The sequence below is a fragment of the Staphylococcus sp. SUC_1.2 genome, assembly GCF_026222585.1.
On sequence record NZ_JANJPM010000027.1, the window covers coordinates 21360 to 38219 of the forward strand.

General features: G+C 31.1%; 16 protein-coding genes. 9 read left to right on the forward strand and 7 right to left on the reverse strand.

Going from position 1 to position 16860, the window contains the following annotated elements; genetic code table 11:
• Positions 1 to 74 precede the first annotated feature (74 nt).
• Positions 75 to 584, forward strand: a complete 510-nt coding sequence (locus tag NR218_RS09720) for a YjcG family protein (protein ID WP_011276214.1) — start codon at positions 75 to 77, stop codon at positions 582 to 584.
• Positions 585 to 672: 88 nt separating this feature from the next.
• Here NR218_RS09720 and ltaA read toward each other — a convergent pair whose 3' ends face one another.
• Entirely contained in the window at positions 673 to 1869 is a 1197-nt protein-coding gene (ltaA, locus tag NR218_RS09725; protein WP_049425908.1) for a lipoteichoic acid biosynthesis MFS flippase LtaA, read from the reverse strand.
• Positions 1847 to 3022, reverse strand: a complete 1176-nt coding sequence (locus NR218_RS09730) for a diglucosyl diacylglycerol synthase (RefSeq protein WP_016931309.1) — start codon at positions 3020 to 3022, stop codon at positions 1847 to 1849. Before NR218_RS09730 ends, ltaA begins: the two co-directional genes overlap by 23 nt.
• Positions 3023 to 3437: 415 nt before the next feature.
• Between NR218_RS09730 and NR218_RS09735 the strand changes: the two genes are divergently transcribed.
• The 7 genes from NR218_RS09735 (at position 3438) to NR218_RS09765 (ending at position 12996) form a co-directional block, all read left to right on the forward strand.
• A complete protein-coding gene (locus NR218_RS09735; RefSeq protein WP_011276211.1) occupies positions 3438 to 4922 on the forward strand; it encodes a UDP-N-acetylmuramoyl-L-alanyl-D-glutamate--L-lysine ligase in 1485 nt (494 codons plus the stop codon).
• Positions 4912 to 5166 carry a YueH family protein gene (locus NR218_RS09740; RefSeq protein WP_011276210.1) on the forward strand — a complete coding sequence of 85 codons (255 nt, stop codon included), beginning with the start codon at positions 4912 to 4914 and terminating at the stop codon, positions 5164 to 5166. The genes NR218_RS09735 and NR218_RS09740 overlap by 11 nt, the downstream gene beginning before the upstream one ends.
• On the forward strand, positions 5167 to 6729 hold the full coding sequence (locus tag NR218_RS09745) for a peptide chain release factor 3 (protein ID WP_011276209.1): 1563 nt from the start codon (positions 5167 to 5169) through the stop codon (positions 6727 to 6729). It begins immediately after the preceding gene.
• A gap of 298 nt (positions 6730 to 7027) precedes the next feature.
• On the forward strand, positions 7028 to 7825 hold the full coding sequence (locus tag NR218_RS09750) for a TerC family protein (RefSeq protein ID WP_011276207.1): 798 nt from the start codon (positions 7028 to 7030) through the stop codon (positions 7823 to 7825).
• 249 nt (positions 7826 to 8074) lie between these two features.
• Positions 8075 to 9994, forward strand: coding sequence for a S1C family serine protease (locus NR218_RS09755; RefSeq protein WP_011276206.1), 1920 nt, complete (start codon positions 8075 to 8077; stop codon positions 9992 to 9994).
• An 18-nt stretch (positions 9995 to 10012) separates the two neighbouring features.
• A complete protein-coding gene (locus NR218_RS09760; RefSeq protein WP_011276205.1) occupies positions 10013 to 11371 on the forward strand; it encodes a TrkH family potassium uptake protein in 1359 nt (452 codons plus the stop codon).
• 113 nt (positions 11372 to 11484) lie between these two features.
• Positions 11485 to 12996, forward strand: a complete 1512-nt coding sequence (locus tag NR218_RS09765; protein WP_016931306.1) for a bifunctional metallophosphatase/5'-nucleotidase — start codon at positions 11485 to 11487, stop codon at positions 12994 to 12996.
• An 83-nt stretch (positions 12997 to 13079) separates the two neighbouring features.
• Here NR218_RS09765 and NR218_RS09770 read toward each other — a convergent pair whose 3' ends face one another.
• Complete coding sequence (locus NR218_RS09770; RefSeq protein WP_011276203.1) at positions 13080 to 13682, reverse strand: type II CAAX prenyl endopeptidase Rce1 family protein; 603 nt, start codon at positions 13680 to 13682, stop codon at positions 13080 to 13082.
• Between the two features lie 16 nt (positions 13683 to 13698).
• Complete coding sequence (locus NR218_RS09775) at positions 13699 to 13875, reverse strand: YkvS family protein (protein WP_011276202.1); 177 nt, start codon at positions 13873 to 13875, stop codon at positions 13699 to 13701.
• Between the two features lie 200 nt (positions 13876 to 14075).
• Between NR218_RS09775 and NR218_RS09780 the strand changes: the two genes are divergently transcribed.
• The gene (locus tag NR218_RS09780) at positions 14076 to 15065 is read left to right on the forward strand and encodes a lipoate--protein ligase (RefSeq protein ID WP_053020179.1); all 990 of its coding nucleotides are present in this window, start codon (positions 14076 to 14078) and stop codon (positions 15063 to 15065) included.
• A 47-nt stretch (positions 15066 to 15112) separates the two neighbouring features.
• Here the strand turns inward: NR218_RS09780 and NR218_RS09785 are convergent, their stop codons facing one another.
• The 3 genes from NR218_RS09785 to NR218_RS09795 all read right to left on the reverse strand — a co-directional run bounded on the left by NR218_RS09785 (position 15113) and on the right by NR218_RS09795 (position 16403).
• Positions 15113 to 15214 carry an Ltp family lipoprotein gene (locus NR218_RS09785; protein ID WP_076684686.1) on the reverse strand — a complete coding sequence of 34 codons (102 nt, stop codon included), beginning with the start codon at positions 15212 to 15214 and terminating at the stop codon, positions 15113 to 15115.
• Positions 15215 to 15283: 69 nt separating this feature from the next.
• Positions 15284 to 15859, reverse strand: coding sequence for a hypothetical protein (locus NR218_RS09790; RefSeq protein WP_011276200.1), 576 nt, complete (start codon positions 15857 to 15859; stop codon positions 15284 to 15286).
• 70 nt (positions 15860 to 15929) lie between these two features.
• On the reverse strand, positions 15930 to 16403 hold the full coding sequence (locus NR218_RS09795; protein ID WP_011276199.1) for a PH domain-containing protein: 474 nt from the start codon (positions 16401 to 16403) through the stop codon (positions 15930 to 15932).
• Between the last annotated feature and the right edge of the window lie 457 nt (positions 16404 to 16860).

Sequence of the window (16860 nt, forward strand, 5' to 3'; positions counted from 1 at the left end):
AATTCTGCTAACTAATAACGTAATATATAGAATTTTGCTATAATAGTAATATGTTAAACAAAGGAGGAATTTCAATGAATATAGGATTAGCATTAATTCCGTCAAAATCATTTCAAGATGAAGTGAACGGTTATCGTAAACGTTATGATACTGAGTATGCACGTATCATGCCTCATATTACGATCAAATCACACTTTGAAATCAATGATGATGAATTAGATTCAGTAAAAGAAGAAGTTAAAAAAAGATTAGAAGGTTTCGGACCTGTAGATGTTCATGCTACAAAAGCTTCAAGTTTTAAACCAACTAACAATGTAATTTATTTTAAAGTTGCTAAAACTGATGAATTAGAACAACTTTTCAATTTATTTAATACTGAAGATTTTCATGGTGAAGCTGAGCATCCATTCGTGCCACACTTTACGATTGCTCAAGGTTTAACAAGCCAAGAATTCGAGGATATATTTGGTCAAGTAGAATTAGTAGGGGTAGACCTTAAAGAAAAAATTGAAGAACTTTCATTATTACGCTATGACGAAGAAGAGGATAAATGGAAAGTGATTGATACTTTTAAGTTAGCGTAAAATTAAATAATATGTAAAATAAAAATCTAGCTAATGTACAGTGTATGATGTACATTAACTAGATTTTTAGTGTTTTATCTACTTTTTATTAGAAACGATTTGCTTTGCCTCGATACTTTACAAAATAAACACCGTAGAATATCGCTAATACTAAAAAGATTGCTGCAGAAAAATAAAATGTATTATTTAAACCATTAGAAAATTGAGCGATTAAGCCTCCAAATAAAGGACCTATCATAGAACCAAATCCTTGAACACTATTAAATACGCCCCAAGTTTCTTCTTGTTCAGCGGGATCAATTTGTCCTGCCATAAATGTATTCCATGCAGGCAATAATATACCATACATTAAACCTATAAATATTGCTACAATCCAAACGATAAGGATATTTGTTACTAAAGATAAACCGAAGATAAACGCTGTGAATAGTATAAAACCTGTAAAAATAACTGCATACATAAAGCTCTTACTATTTTTATCAATAATCTTAGATAAAAATAACATTGAAAAAGCACAACCGGCACCACCTATAGCGATGGCAATGGTGTACTCAATAGTACTTACGCCTACTACCTTTGTAGCATATGTAGGTAGTATAGGTAGCAATGCTGAAATAGAAGCACCTTGTAATAAAATACCAGGGAATAACACTAAGTGACGTTTCATAACATCAACGATTTGTCCTAATTGTTCACTAACCGGTTTAGTATTATAATTTGTTAATTTAATATCAACAAAATAATACAATACCCATGCAATGACTACAACAAGTGACATCATAAATGCAAATCGAGTAGGATGTAATTTAACTAGAACATTCATAAATGCCCATCCTACGAGTAACCCTAATAACCAAGCAAAGTAAACATAGCCCATTTGTTTACCACGTTGTGCTTCTTCTACACTAGATAACATGATAACCCATATAGGACTAACAGCAATCCCCAACATGATAGCACTCAAAATGATAACTATTGGATTAGTTGGGAACCAAATGACTAAGAATAAACTAATAAAAGCTAATAAAAAACCTAAGGTTAATACTAGCTTAGTACCAAATTTTTTCAAAAGAAATCCGATGACAAAATTCGTTGCCGCATCGGATATAAAGTGAATTGATAATGCCGCTGAAGTCACTGCAACAGCAATAGAGGTAACGGTTGGTAAATAATTAACGTAACTTAATACATACATTCCCCGTGCAAACTCCATTAAGAACAAAATAACGAGCATTATCTTGAAGTTTTTACTAATTCCTTTATTACTTAACGAAGAATCTGGCATATAAAGGAACCTTTCCATATATTTCTTGTTGTTGTGATGAACTGTCCAAGATATTTAATAAATCGGTACATAGTCTATAAGTTGAATGGTTAACCTTTTCTTCAGTCATTTTATTAGTCATAGCTTGTAAGCGGTACTCGTGATTTGTTAAATCAGAAACAATATCTATAGCTTCTTCAGGTGTATTCGCGATTTTGCCATATGATTTATCTTGGAAATATAATGCATTTTCAAGTTCTTGACCTGGAGCCGGATTCAAGAAGATCATTGGTAAACTACGTGTTAAACCTTCGGAAATCGTTATGCCACCTGGTTTTGTAATCATAAGTTGACTTGATGCCATCCATTCATTCATATGTTTTGTATATCCTAGAATAAGGACATTGTCATATGATTTAAATTGCATTTCTAAAGTACGTTTTAGCCCTTTGCTACGACCACAAACCATTATGATTTGTGATTGTGGACTTTTCTGAAGGATGTTATCAATCATATAGTCAAATCCTTTTGATACACCAAATGCCCCGGCAGACATCAGAATAGTTGGTTTATCAGGATTTAAATTATGTTTCTTCAACCAAGCCACTTTATCGATGTCAGATTCAAATTTATCGGAAATAGGTATTCCAGTCACTTTTATATCAGAAGCAGGGATACCAGCATTGACGAAATCACGTTTAGTATCGTCAGTAGCTACATAATATCTATGAGAGTTAGGCGTTATCCAGTTTTTTTGTAGACGGTAATCTGTCATAACAGTTGCGATTGGAATATTTATGTTAAACTGCTCTGTTAACACTGACATTACTGGAGTAGGGAATGTCAATAAGATTAAGTCTGGTTTTTCTTTAAGTAGTAGATTGATTAATTTATTTAATCCATAATATTTATAAAAACATTTATCTAATTCATCAGGGCGACTATAATAAAAGTTTTTATACATATTTCTAAAATACTTAAAGCTATTGATATACCATTTTTTGCAAATAGAAGTTAAGATTGGGTGTGCTTCCATAAACAAATCATGCTCAATAACTGATAGATGAGACAAGTTCATTTCATTGAGTTGATTAACAACACTTTGTGTCACTTGTAAATGTCCATTTCCAAATGAGCCGGTAATAATCAATATCTTTTTATTTTGAGTAACCATTAATAGTCACCCTCCATTAATTTAAATTTAAAACACGCAATAACGCATTCTGATTTAACTATAGTAGCAATAAACATACTTACATAGTTATCATAATATATATACCCTCTACTGAAAGTATAAAATTCATTTATAGTGCATTATAGCATATTAAGGAAGTTAACATCATCTTTATATAACTATCCTAGCATTAATAGATTTAAAAGTATTGAATTAAAATGATATATATAGGAAATTTTAAAATAATTAACTATTAATTAATAATTCCTTCAATTATATTAATGAAATCTTTAGTGTGAGGTGTAAAACATATCAAGTTCGTATTAAATCTAATCAATATTTTAATGATTATAAATTTATCAACAACTTCAAAACGTGTATAATAAAATTATTGTAAAAAAAGGAGCGATACATTTTGAATGCGAATGAGTTGTTCGAAAAAATACGAGTTAAACAAGTAATAGGTACTTTAGATATAAATGTTACTGATATCACTACAGATTCACGTACCGCTAGTGAAGGGAGTATATTCGTCGCATCAAAAGGCTATACAGTTGATAGCCATAAATTTTGTCAAAATGTTGTTGATCAAGGTGCAAAAGTCATTGTGGTTAACCATCAACAAGACATTAACGGTGACGTGACGCAGGTTATCGTACCAGATACATTAAGAGTTGCTAGCCTGTTAGCACATACTTTATATGATTTTCCTAGCCATCAATTAACTACAATAGGTGTGACAGGCACTAATGGCAAAACTTCAATTGCTACTATGATTCATCTTATTTATAGAGGTTTAGGTAAAGGAAGCGCATATTTAGGAACAAATGGTTTCCAAATAAATGAACATAAAACTAGAGGTGCCAATACAACTCCAGAAACAGTGTCTTTAACTAAAAAGATTAAGCAAGCGGTTGATGAAAATGCGGAAGCTATGACTATGGAAGTATCTAGTCACGGTTTATCACTAGGGCGATTAAGAGGTGTAGAATTTGATGTTGCGATATTCTCAAATTTAACACAAGACCATTTAGATTTTCATGGCACAATGGAAGCCTATGGACATGCTAAATCATTGTTATTTAGTCAACTGGGAGAAGATTTATCGAAAGAGAAATATGCTGTTTTAAATAATGATGATGATTTCTCCAAATATTTAGCATCAGTTACACCATATGAAATATTTACATATGGAATAGACCATGACGCTCAATTTATGGCTAAAAATATTCAAGAATCTTTACAAGGTGTTCACTTTGATTTCGATACGCCTATAGGTACTTACAGTGTTAAAACACCATATGTAGGTAAATTTAATATTTCAAATATTATGGCTGCCATGATTGCCGTCTGGAGTAAAGGAACATCTATGGAAGATATCGTCAGAGTAGTTGAGAATTTAGAGCCAGTTGAAGGGCGTTTGGAAGTTCTAGATCCTTCGCTACCAATTGATTTAATTATTGACTATGCACATACTGCTGACGGAATGAATAAACTTATAGATGCAGTAAAACCTTTCGTGAAACAAAAATTAATCTTTTTAATTGGAATGGCTGGAGAACGTGACTTAACTAAAACACCTGAAATGGGCGCAGTAGCTTGTAGAGCAGATTACGTAATATTTACGCCAGATAATCCTGCTAATGATGATCCTAAAATGTTGACTGCTGAACTAGCTAAAGGCGCAACACATAATCATTATGTTGAATTTGATGATAGAGCTGAAGGGATCAAACATGCCATTGATATAGCTGAACCGGGCGATACAGTAGTATTAGCTTCTAAAGGAAGAGAACCTTATCAAATCATGCCTGGACATATTAAAGTGCCACATAGAGATGATTTAATTGGACTTGAAGCGGCATACAAAAAATTTGGCGGTGGCCCAAGTGAACATTAAACAATTATCTATAAATGACGAAATTGTTAATGTTTACTTATATATAAGTGAAGATAAAAATCAAATCATGTTGGCTATTCCAGATATATTTTGGTCAATAGAACTTGATTTGAATATGGACAGTAATGATGTTAAAGAAGAATTGGTAATGCAATTATTTGCTTTTATCGAGGAAAATGAAGCAATCAAAATTGCTTCGAATTTAACAAACTGGATTGTGAATGATTTTAAAGGAGATCAATAGATGAGTTTAAAAGAAGAAGTTGAATCAAGAAAGACGTTTGCCATAATATCTCACCCGGATGCTGGTAAAACGACACTGACTGAGAAGTTGTTATATTTTAGTGGTGCAATTAGAGAAGCGGGTACAGTTAAAGGTAAAAAAACAGGTAAATTTGCAACTAGTGACTGGATGAAAGTGGAGCAAGAACGTGGTATTTCAGTAACGAGTTCAGTAATGCAATTTGACTATGATGATTACAAAATTAATATATTAGATACACCAGGACACGAAGATTTCTCAGAAGATACTTACCGTACTTTAATGGCAGTGGATAGTGCAGTGATGGTTATTGACTGTGCCAAAGGTATTGAACCTCAAACTTTAAAGCTATTTAAAGTTTGTAGAATGAGAGGAATTCCAATTTTTACATTCATTAATAAATTGGACCGCGTAGGTAAAGAGCCATTTGAATTATTAGATGAGATTGAAGAAACATTAAACATTGATACTTATCCTATGAACTGGCCAATTGGTATGGGTCAAAATTTCTTTGGTATTATCGATCGTGATTCTAAATCTATAGAACCATTTAGAGATGAAGAAAATGTTTTACATTTAAATGATGATTATGAACTACAAGAAGAGCATGCTATTCGTAATGACAGTGCATTTGCTCAAGCTATCGAAGAATTTATGCTTGTAAAAGAAGCAGGTGAAGAGTTTGATAATGATGCGCTATTAAATGGTGAATTAACACCCGTATTCTTTGGTTCTGCATTAGCTAACTTCGGTGTTCAAAACTTCTTGAATGCATATGTTGATCATGCACCGATGCCTAATGCACGTCAGACAAATGAAGAAGTTGAAGTAAGCCCATTTGATGATGAATTTTCTGGATTTATTTTCAAAATTCAAGCTAATATGGACCCTAAACATCGTGATAGAATTGCGTTTATGCGTGTTGTTAGTGGTGCATTCGAACGTGGTATGGATGTAACATTACAACGTACGAGCAAAAAACAAAAAATTACGCGTTCAACATCATTTATGGCTGACGATAAAGAAACTGTTAACCATGCAGTAGCTGGAGACATCATTGGTTTATATGATACAGGTAATTATCAAATTGGAGATACTTTAGTTGGTGGCAAGCAAAAATATAGTTTCCAAGATTTACCTCAATTCACACCGGAAATATTTATGAAAGTTTCAGCTAAAAACGTAATGAAACAAAAACATTTCCATAAAGGAATTGAACAGCTTGTTCAAGAAGGAGCAATCCAATATTATAAAACGCTTCACACTAATCAAATTATTTTAGGTGCCGTTGGTCAATTACAATTTGAAGTGTTTGAACATCGAATGAAAAACGAATATAACGTTGATGTTGTTATGGAACCTGTTGGTAGAAAAATTGCGCGTTGGATTGAAAACGAAGATGATATACAAGATAAAATGAACACGTCTCGTTCTATATTAGTGAAAGATAGATATGATAATTTCGTCTTCTTATTCGAAAATGAATTTGCAACACGCTGGTTCGAAGAAAAATTCCCAGAAATTAAATTGTATAGTCTTTTATAAGATTATGATTGAAAATAATGGGTATTTAAAAATATCTCTTTAAATAGACAATTTGTTATACGTTAATTGTTTATTTATATTAAGTATAGTGTATAATACACTTAACAAATGAATACCTATGACAATTTGTCAGAGGGGAGTAACTTGAAGACCATCAACTACTTGATGGTTAGCGCTTTATCGTCATTACGAAGTATTATCTTCCGGTAAAGTGGGCATTTATTTGCTAAGTGAGACCTTTGCTATTATTTAGCATAGGTCTCTTTATTTGTATTAAAACAAAAAGGAGCTGTCCACTATGGATCCGAGTTTAATTTTACCTTACTTATGGGTAATTCTCGTTCTTGTATTTTTAGAAGGGTTATTAGCAGCTGATAATGCGGTTGTAATGGCTGTTATGGTAAAACATTTACCACCTGAACAACGTAAAAAAGCGTTATTTTATGGTTTGCTAGGTGCATTTGTATTCCGTTTTCTTGCCTTATTCTTAATTAGTGTTATCGCAAATTTCTGGTTTATCCAAGCACTTGGTGCCGCGTATTTAATTTTTATGTCAATAAGAAATCTCTGGCAATTCTTCCACAAAGAACATGAAGATCAGCCTGAAGGTGACGACCATCATTTTGACGAGTCTGGCGTTGAGAAAAAAGTCGGACCTATGCAATTTTGGGGCACTGTTTTAAAAGTTGAATTTGCAGATATAGCTTTTGCAATTGACTCAATGTTAGCAGCGATGGCAATTGCTGTTACATTACCTGAAGTTGGCATTCATTTTGGTGGCATGGACTTAGGTCAATTCTCAGTAATGTTTATTGGCGGAATGATCGGTGTTATTCTAATGCGTTTTGCCGCTACATGGTTTGTTGACTTACTAAATAAATATCCTGGATTAGAAGGAGCTGCCTTCGCAATTGTAGGTTGGGTAGGTATTAAATTAGTTGTTATAGTACTTGCTCATGAAGATATAGGTATTTTACCTGAACATTTCCCTCATAGTACATTATGGCAAGCTATCTTCTGGACAGTTATGATTCTTTTAGTCGTAATCGGTTGGTTAACATCAGTACGTAGCAACAAGAAGAAAGCCAATAAATAGTATTAAATAAGTGATTCGAGCCTTTTAGATTTGATGTATATCATTAAGTTTAAAAGGCTTTATTATTATCATTTGTGCAATTTAGTGATTTGATAAGAAAAATTTAATTTTGAACCTTCAATTCATTGCTAATTGGCGATATTGATATTAAACTTTAGTTAATGAATAATTTAAATAAAGCCACAACCATAAAACATAATTTAACGTTAGCATGATAGATTGTGAGTTAGTCGATAGGAGTGGACACCTTTGGATAATGATAAAAAACACGTAATACCACGTGAACAGTATCGTCGAAAACGACATGAGTATTTCCATAATGAAGAACGTGAAGAACGATTAGAACGAGAGAGAGAACAACGTGAGAGACTTGCCAAAAAAGAGCAAGAACAAGCAAAAGTTAATGAAGAACGTGTTAAAGATAACATGCGAAAAGCAAGAATTGAGAAATTAACACAAGAAGAAATTCACCAGCAACAACATTTAGCTAAATTACGATCTGATAATGAATCTGATCAAGAATTAAATGATACTAACACGCATCATTTAACACTACCTGAAGAGCAACAACTAAAAAATGAACATAAAGAAAATAATGATAAGGTAACTAAACCTACTGACGAAATGGAAAAACAGGAGAAAGAAGACAATAATTCTGCCTCTTCCAAACACGATGAAATAGAACCTAAATATAGTAGAGTTGAAAAGAATAAAGGCAAACAAAAACAAGATAATATTAATAAAAGTGAAGTTAATCATCTTGATAAAAGTGAACAAACTAAAAAACATAAAGAAACTAAAGAATCATCGGAAGACGTTTTAGAAACAAATAAAAGTCAAAAAATTGAACAAAAGGAACAAAAAGCAAGTTCTAATGAAACTTCTAACAAGGAATTAAATTCCTATACTAAAGATAAAAACAATAAAGTTGAAGATAATCAAGACTTAAAGAAAGCATCTAGTCAAAATTTAGCTCATTCTAATAAGTTAGAAGAAAATGAACACTTAGAAAATGAGCCTAAGAACAATGATACGATGGACAAAGTAAAAGACTTTTTAAAATTGCATTGGCTTAAAATAGTCATAGTAGTTGCAATCATATTAATTGTTATACTAATTAGTGCAATTATCTCAACGATGAACCAAAATAGTAGTATTGAACAAAGTAGTAATAATGATACAAAATACACAACAACAATGAAGAATGCAGAAACTGCTGTTAAATCAGTGGTAACAATTGAGAATGACACACCTAAGAACATAACAACACAAACAATTGATAAAACAAATATAAACTCAAATAATGAAGTTGGTTCAGGTGTCGTCTACAAAGCTGTAGACGATACTTTTTTTATTTTAACCAATACACATATAGTTGGAAGTAATAAAAGAGTAAATATTACATATGATGATGATAAAACAGCTACTGCTACAGTCGTTGGGAGAGATATGTGGTCAGATATTGCAGTGCTTAAAGCAACGATAAAAAATAAAAACATGCAGCCAATTAAAATAGGTCACTCAAAACATTTAAAGCTAGGTGAATCCATCCTAGTTGTTGGTAATCCACTTGGAAATGATTTTAAAAATACAGTGACGAAAGGTATTATTTCCGGATTAAATAGGGCAGTACCTGTCGATTTCGATAAAGATAATAAGAATGATGAATGGGTTAATACATTTCAAATTGATGCTTCAGTTAACCCAGGTAATTCAGGAGGTGCTGTCGTCAATAGAGTTGGAGAATTAGTAGGCTTAGTATCGTTAAAAATAAATATGCCTAATATTGAAGGCATGGGCTTTGCAATTCCAATAGATGCTGCACGAGAAATTGCTGAGGAACTAGAGAAAAAAGGTGAAATTCAATATCCCAATACTGGTATTGGAATTAAAAATGTTTCAGATTTAATGCCTTATGAAAGAAATTTATTAAAAGTGCCCGAAGATGTTCAAAATGGAATCGTAGTAGAAAAGTTAAAAGAAAATGGTTTAGGTAAAAAATCAGGTTTAAAAATTGGTGATGTAGTTGTAGAATTAGATAGTAAATCAATTCAAAATAATTTACAGTATAGACAAATAATTTTTAATCATAGACAAGACTTAAAAACATTGTCGGCTAAAATTTATAGAGAAGGAAAATCTCAAGAGATAAGAATAAAATTGAAATAATGTTGAGGTGACAAATGAGTGTCTATTTTCAGTAAGTTGCTTAAAAAATCTAGCCCTCAACAGGGGATAGTTTTATATTATTTGATAGCCATAGTTGTCGCTTTTTTATTATTAAACCTCCCATTTGTGCATAAACATGGTGTGGATGTTAGCCCAATCGATACGTTATTCGTTGCTGTATCAGGCATTAGTGTTACTGGACTATCTCCCGTTAACATAGTAGATACATATTCAACATTTGGCCAAATTATTATATTAATCATACTTAATATAGGCGGTATTGGTGTCATGGCGATTGGTACAGTACTATGGGTTGTGTTAGGGAAACATATAGGTATCCGCGAACGCCAATTAATTATGTTAGATAATAATAAAGATACAATGAGTGGAACCGTTAAGCTGATATTAGAAATCATCAAAACGATATTAACAATAGAATTTATAGGTGCACTGTTATTAGCATTTTATTTCTATAGAGATAATCCAGATTTGAAAAATGCACTCATGCAAGGTTTATTTGTGTCTGTCTCTGCTACTACTAACGGTGGATTAGATATCACAGGGCAATCATTAATACCTTACGCTAAGGATTATTTTGTTCAAACGATTGTTATGTTTCTAATCGTATTAGGATCAATAGGATTTCCTGTATTACTTGAAATCAGAGCATATGTAAGGAATAGGGTCAGCCATTTTAGATTTTCACTATTTACCAAAATAACTACATGCACATATCTATTTTTATTTGTTTTTGGTGTTTTAGCCATATTAGCATTAGAACATCACCATGCTTTTAAAGGATTAAGTTGGCATCAATCCTTATTTTATTCATTATTTCAATCTGCAACAACACGTAGTGCTGGATTACAAACCATTGATGTAACAAACTTTAGTGATGCAACGAATGTAATAATGAGTATCCTCATGTTTATTGGTTCATCTCCAAGTTCAGTTGGTGGTGGTATACGTACAACTACATTTGCGATACTAATTCTCTTTGTAATTAACTTTAATAATAATGCTGAAAAAACAGCTATAAAAGTGTTCAATCGAGAAATACATGTAGTTGATATTCAACGTTCATTCGCCGTATTTACTATGGCATCAATTCTAACATTTGTAAGTATGATTGTTATTCTCGCTACTGAAAAAACAAATCTAACATTTTTACAAGTATTCTTTGAAGTCATGTCAGCCTTTGGAACATGTGGTCTATCTTTAGGTGTTACAGACGATATTAGTGGACTTACTAAAGTAATACTAATGATATTAATGTTTATAGGTCGTGTTGGTTTAATTTCATTTATTATTATGATAGCTGGACGTAAGGAACCGGATAAATACCATTATCCTAAAGAACGTGTTCAAATTGGTTAAATATATTAGCATTCTCAGAAATTATTAATTCTGAGAATGCTTTTTTGATTAGAAATAAATAGCACCAACAGATTAATAAATGTTAAACTAGCTTTAAATAAGGGGTGTGTAAATTGGAGAAAAATGAACATATAAATATAGATATCTTGGCAACATCAGATATGCATAGTCATTTTATGAATGGAGATTTTGGATCAAATATATATCGTGCTGGTACCTATGTTAAAAATATTAGAGAAAACAATGATAAAGTCATTTTATTAGATAGTGGGGGAAGTGTAGCTGGCTCATTGGCTGCGCATTATTATGCTATTGTCGCACCCTATAAACGTCATCCTATGATTAAATTAATGAATGCTATGCAGTATGATGCTAGTGGTATAAGTCCGGATGATTTTAAATTTGGATTATCATTTTTGACTAAAGCAGTATCACTATCAAGGTTTCAATGGTTATCTGCGAATATAGAATTTGCATTAACAAAGGAACCATACTTCTCAACACCTTATATAATTAAAGAATACGATAATGTTCGAATCGCAATTGTAGGTTTAACTGCAGATGGATTAATGAAAAACGAATTCGCTGAAATGGAGAAAGAGGTTAGTATTGAAAAAGCACTATTATCTGCTAAACGCTGGATTAGATATATACATGAAAGTGAACATCCTGACTTCTTAATTGTAATCTATCATGGAGGACTATATAAAATAAATCAAACAAATACAAGACATAGAAAAGGTTCTCATGAAGCGGAAAAAATAATGAAGGAAATAGGTGTGATCGATTTAATGATAACAGCGCACCAGCATCAAACGATTATAGGTAATGATTTTGAAACAGTATATGTTCAAGCAGGACAAGATGCTCAAGAGTTAGTACATGTCAAAATTAAATTTAAAAAACGTACGAACTCGTTCGAAAAAGAAGATATTGAATCTACAGTAATTAATTTAAGTGAGTTTCCAGAAGATCAGGAATTACTTGAGACAACTTATTATGATCGTAAAGCCTTAGAACATTGGTCAAAGGATATTGTTTCAGAGAATAAAGTCGATTTACAGGTTAATGGCTTGGAAGACTTACTAAGTAGTCCACATCCATTTATACAATTATTACATGATAGTCTACATTTAGCCTATGTGAATAATATTACTTGTATTAACGTGCCTAAAAATGGCGAAAAGGGATTAAAAGGTATAGTGACTAATGAGGATGTCTATAATGCTTATCCACACCCTGATAAAGCAATAGATATAACACTTAGAGGCCATCAAATTAAAAAAATGCTTGAATATACTTATTCTTATATTCAATTTGAGCAAAATCAATTAAGTATGACTATTATTGATGAAACATTATGTACATTGTGGCAAGGATTTGATTATGAGGTAGATATGTCAGCGCCTCGTTTTGATAGAGTGAATATAAAAAATATTGAGTTAGATGAAAAGTATAGAGTTACAATGACAGATTATTGTTATAGAAATTATCGTCAATACTTGGAAGATGAATCAATACTTCATTCCACATATGATCGACCGATGAGTTCACTTATCGCTGAAAAGCTAAATCAACCTGATTATTATTTAAAGTTGGACTCTAATTTTTCAGTAGCGTATTAAAAATAGTACTCATATAAGTAAACGTATTTAAATTGTAAATTACTTCAAAAAAACTTTTCTTAGTTTTAACTAAGAAAAGTTTTTTATCCATGAAATATTAATAATAGTATAATTGCCACAATTTGTCCTAAAGAGGTAGTTACGATGCGACGTGTATATTGATAACTCAATGATAATACTAATTGAGCTACAAAAATAAATGCCACTATCCACCATTTATCTAAATAAATAAATAAAGAACTAGAACATAATGCAGTAATCAAGATGATTAACCAAGTAGGCAATTTAAATTGAGTTAGTTCTTTTTGCAAAACAGTTCTCATGTATAACTCATGACAAGGAATTACAAAAATTAACGTCACTAACATTTGCCATTTGAAATAAACACCTGTTCTTGATAATTCTTTAATAAGTTCTGCATATGTTATTTGTGGTGAAAGTAATGAAAAAATTAATTGTATTATAACCAAGACGATACCTGTAGCGATACCAACTCCGATAGAAGTTAAAAGTCGTTTGGATTCTATATCTCTTTGGTAAAATACATAACTAATACCTGCAATTAACATAATACCAGTGTATAGATACCAGTACTCTTGATGCTCTCCCCACATAACAAATAAAATCAAATGGAATACAATGAAACTTGCTATAAACCAAATTAAAGCTTTTGATATATTTTTCATTTTAATGTATACCTTCTTATTCAACGATAGTATATCGTTTATGATTAATAACTGTTTTTTCTGGTAAGTCTAATTCATTGAAGTTATCCATAATTGTTAAGTCTACAATAACTGAATTGTCATTAATTTTCTCAACACGGCCTCTTAAACCGTCATAAAATTCTACGATATTTCCTACTTCTGCAACAGTCATACGGAGTCCTCCTAAATTCATAACTAGGCTATATTGTACTAAAAATTTGCATAATAATAAACAAATATATGCTAAAAATGGCAAATAATATTTTAATTATGAAAATAATGTCAAATTTGAGTGAATAATTGGCAAAATAACTAAATATAAGGCATAACTAAACTAAGGGCATATACGAGAGAGTCAAAGGAGAGATATAGATGAAATTTGTAAGCAATAATAATATTACTGATCCTACAATTAACCTTGCCATGGAAGAGTACGTGTTAAAACATTTACCTTCGGATGACAGTTACTTTCTATTTTATGTAAATGGACCGTCTATCATTGTCGGAAAAAATCAAAATACTATAGAAGAGGTTAATAAACAATATGTAGGTGAAAATAACATACATGTTGTACGCCGTATTTCAGGTGGTGGCGCTGTATACCATGACCAAGGTAATCTAAATTTTAGTTTTATTACAGATGATGATGGTAATAGCTTCCATAATTTCAAAAAGTTTACAGAGCCAATTGTACAAGCACTTCAATCAATGGGTGTAGATGCTGAAATGACTGGTCGTAATGATATTCAAGTAGGGCAAGCTAAAATTTCAGGGAATGCCATGGTTAAAGTTAAAGATAGAATGTTTAGTCACGGTACATTAATGTTAAATAGTGACTTAGGAGAAGTACAAAATGCATTGAAAGTTAATCCTAAAAAAATTCAATCTAAAGGTGTTAAGTCAGTGCGTAAGCGTGTAGCAAATATCGACGAATTTTTAGATGAATCGATTTCCATTGATGACTTTAAACAAATCATTTTGAAAACAATCTTTGGTGAACATGAAGTCGAAGAATATAAGTTAACAGATGAAGACTGGAAGAATATTGAAGCATTAAGCAATGAGAAATACCGTACATGGGATTGGAACTACGGGCGAAATCCTAAATATAATTTTGAACGCGATGAAAAATTTGAAAAAGGCTTTGTACAAATTAAATTCGATGTTAAAAAAGGCAAAATTGAACATGCTAGAATCTTTGGAGACTTCTTTGGTGAAGGAGATGTCACTGAATTAGAGAATGCTTTAATAGGGGCGTTACATGATTATACGCATATTAAAGAAGCTATGGAAGACTTTGACTTTTATCATTATTTCGGTGATATTGAGAAAGAGGCTATCTTAAAATTAATGTCTTATTAATATAACTAAGCGGCTATTGAGGAGTTAATTCTATAGCCGCTATATTTTTATTTATCTAAATGGTCAATAGCATATTGCGCTTCTTTTTGTGTGAATTTTTCACCGTAGCTAGAAGTGAGTTGATTATAAATTGTTTCTTTATCAATGATTCATTTTTGCAAAATTTCTAATACAAGATTAAAAAATCAACATTAATTGAGCAACCATTGTAGTGTATTTCAGTTGATAGGTCGAACTTCATCTAATATTTCATTTTGACGTTTTTCCATAGAATTATATTCGGCTTTGCTAACTCTATCTTCATACATTTTATCTGAAAGATTGAAATATTCATCTTGTAACTTTTGTTTTCTAGTTTCATTTTGCTTGTTCCATTCTACTTGATCCTTAATCCACTGTTCATGTGCTTTTTGTTCAGCAGGAGTTCTATATACGCCATTGTGGTCATAGTCGTATCTTTGTTGAGTTTGTTGATTATTAGCATTAGTTTGTTGTTTTTGTTGAGAACTTTGTTCTTGAGATGTAGATTGTAGGTTATTTTGTTGTGGCACTTGTGTGATATCTTGTTGTAATTGTGCTTGTTCTTGGCTAGCTTGATTTTCTTTACTAGAAGAATTTTTCTTATATTCTTTCTTTTTCTCTTTTGATTTATCTTTCTTCTTTTTATTATCGTGTAATTTTTTATCTGATTTATTTATAGAACTTTTATTTGAGTTTTCGCTTGATGAATCTTTATTACTACATGCACCTAGAATTAAGAAACTAGTAAATAATAAGACTAAAAATTTTTTCATTATATATCTCCTTTAATAATTAAGACATAACAATTTATGAATTTAACAATTGCTGTTTTTTCTTATCAAATTATTCCTGTGTAATAGCATCCATATCTAATAACTCTTTTAATTTTTTAATTTTTTCAAGAGGTTGTAAGTCATTATCTGAATGAGTTGCTTGATCAATAAGACCTAGAGAATTATTACTTCCTTCAACATTCTTGTTTACAAATTCTATAAATTTGTCTAAATCTTTATCATTAACCCACTTCATAGAAACCTTATTACCACTTGAATAAAAAGAAATAGTATTCCACATTAAGATTTTGCTTAATTCAAAAGTACTAATTTTACCATAATGAAAAATTTCAGAATCGTATCCACTCAATCGTTTTGCGCAAAAGATTATTCTTTCGTCAGTGGCTGCTAGAACACCATGTCTTATTGTATTTTTACCAAGAGATTTAGTTTTATAAGCACCAAATATTGCATAAATAATTGTTTCGTTATCATGTAAAAACACATCTTTTATCAAATCTACATTTTTAGTTTTGTTAGCCATGAGAAAAACTCCTTTAATTTAAATTTTCATATCCAAACACTCGTAATGATTCAAACATAATAGAATAATTATTGTAATAAGTGTTGTTACCGTATTTAATTTTATTGTTTTTATGTATATCCATTTCGTACGCTTCACTTAATTTATATAAAATATTCATTTATACAATTTAACGATTTACAATAAGATTATAACATTAAAAAATAGTGCGAAATATAAAAATGTTAGTGATAACGAAAAAAATCTTTAATTTTAGATCAATATTAGTAATAATTAAGGTGTTCTTAAAAAGGTGTACGTAGAGTAGGGTAATCAATGTCAAAAAAGACAAAACAATCATGCATATAGTTTTAAATACTAGGAACAACTACTTAAAGATGGTGGTATAACTTCGTGATTTTAGAATGAATAAAATCATGGGGGGTATCAAAAGTGGACAACGAACTTTCAAATTATG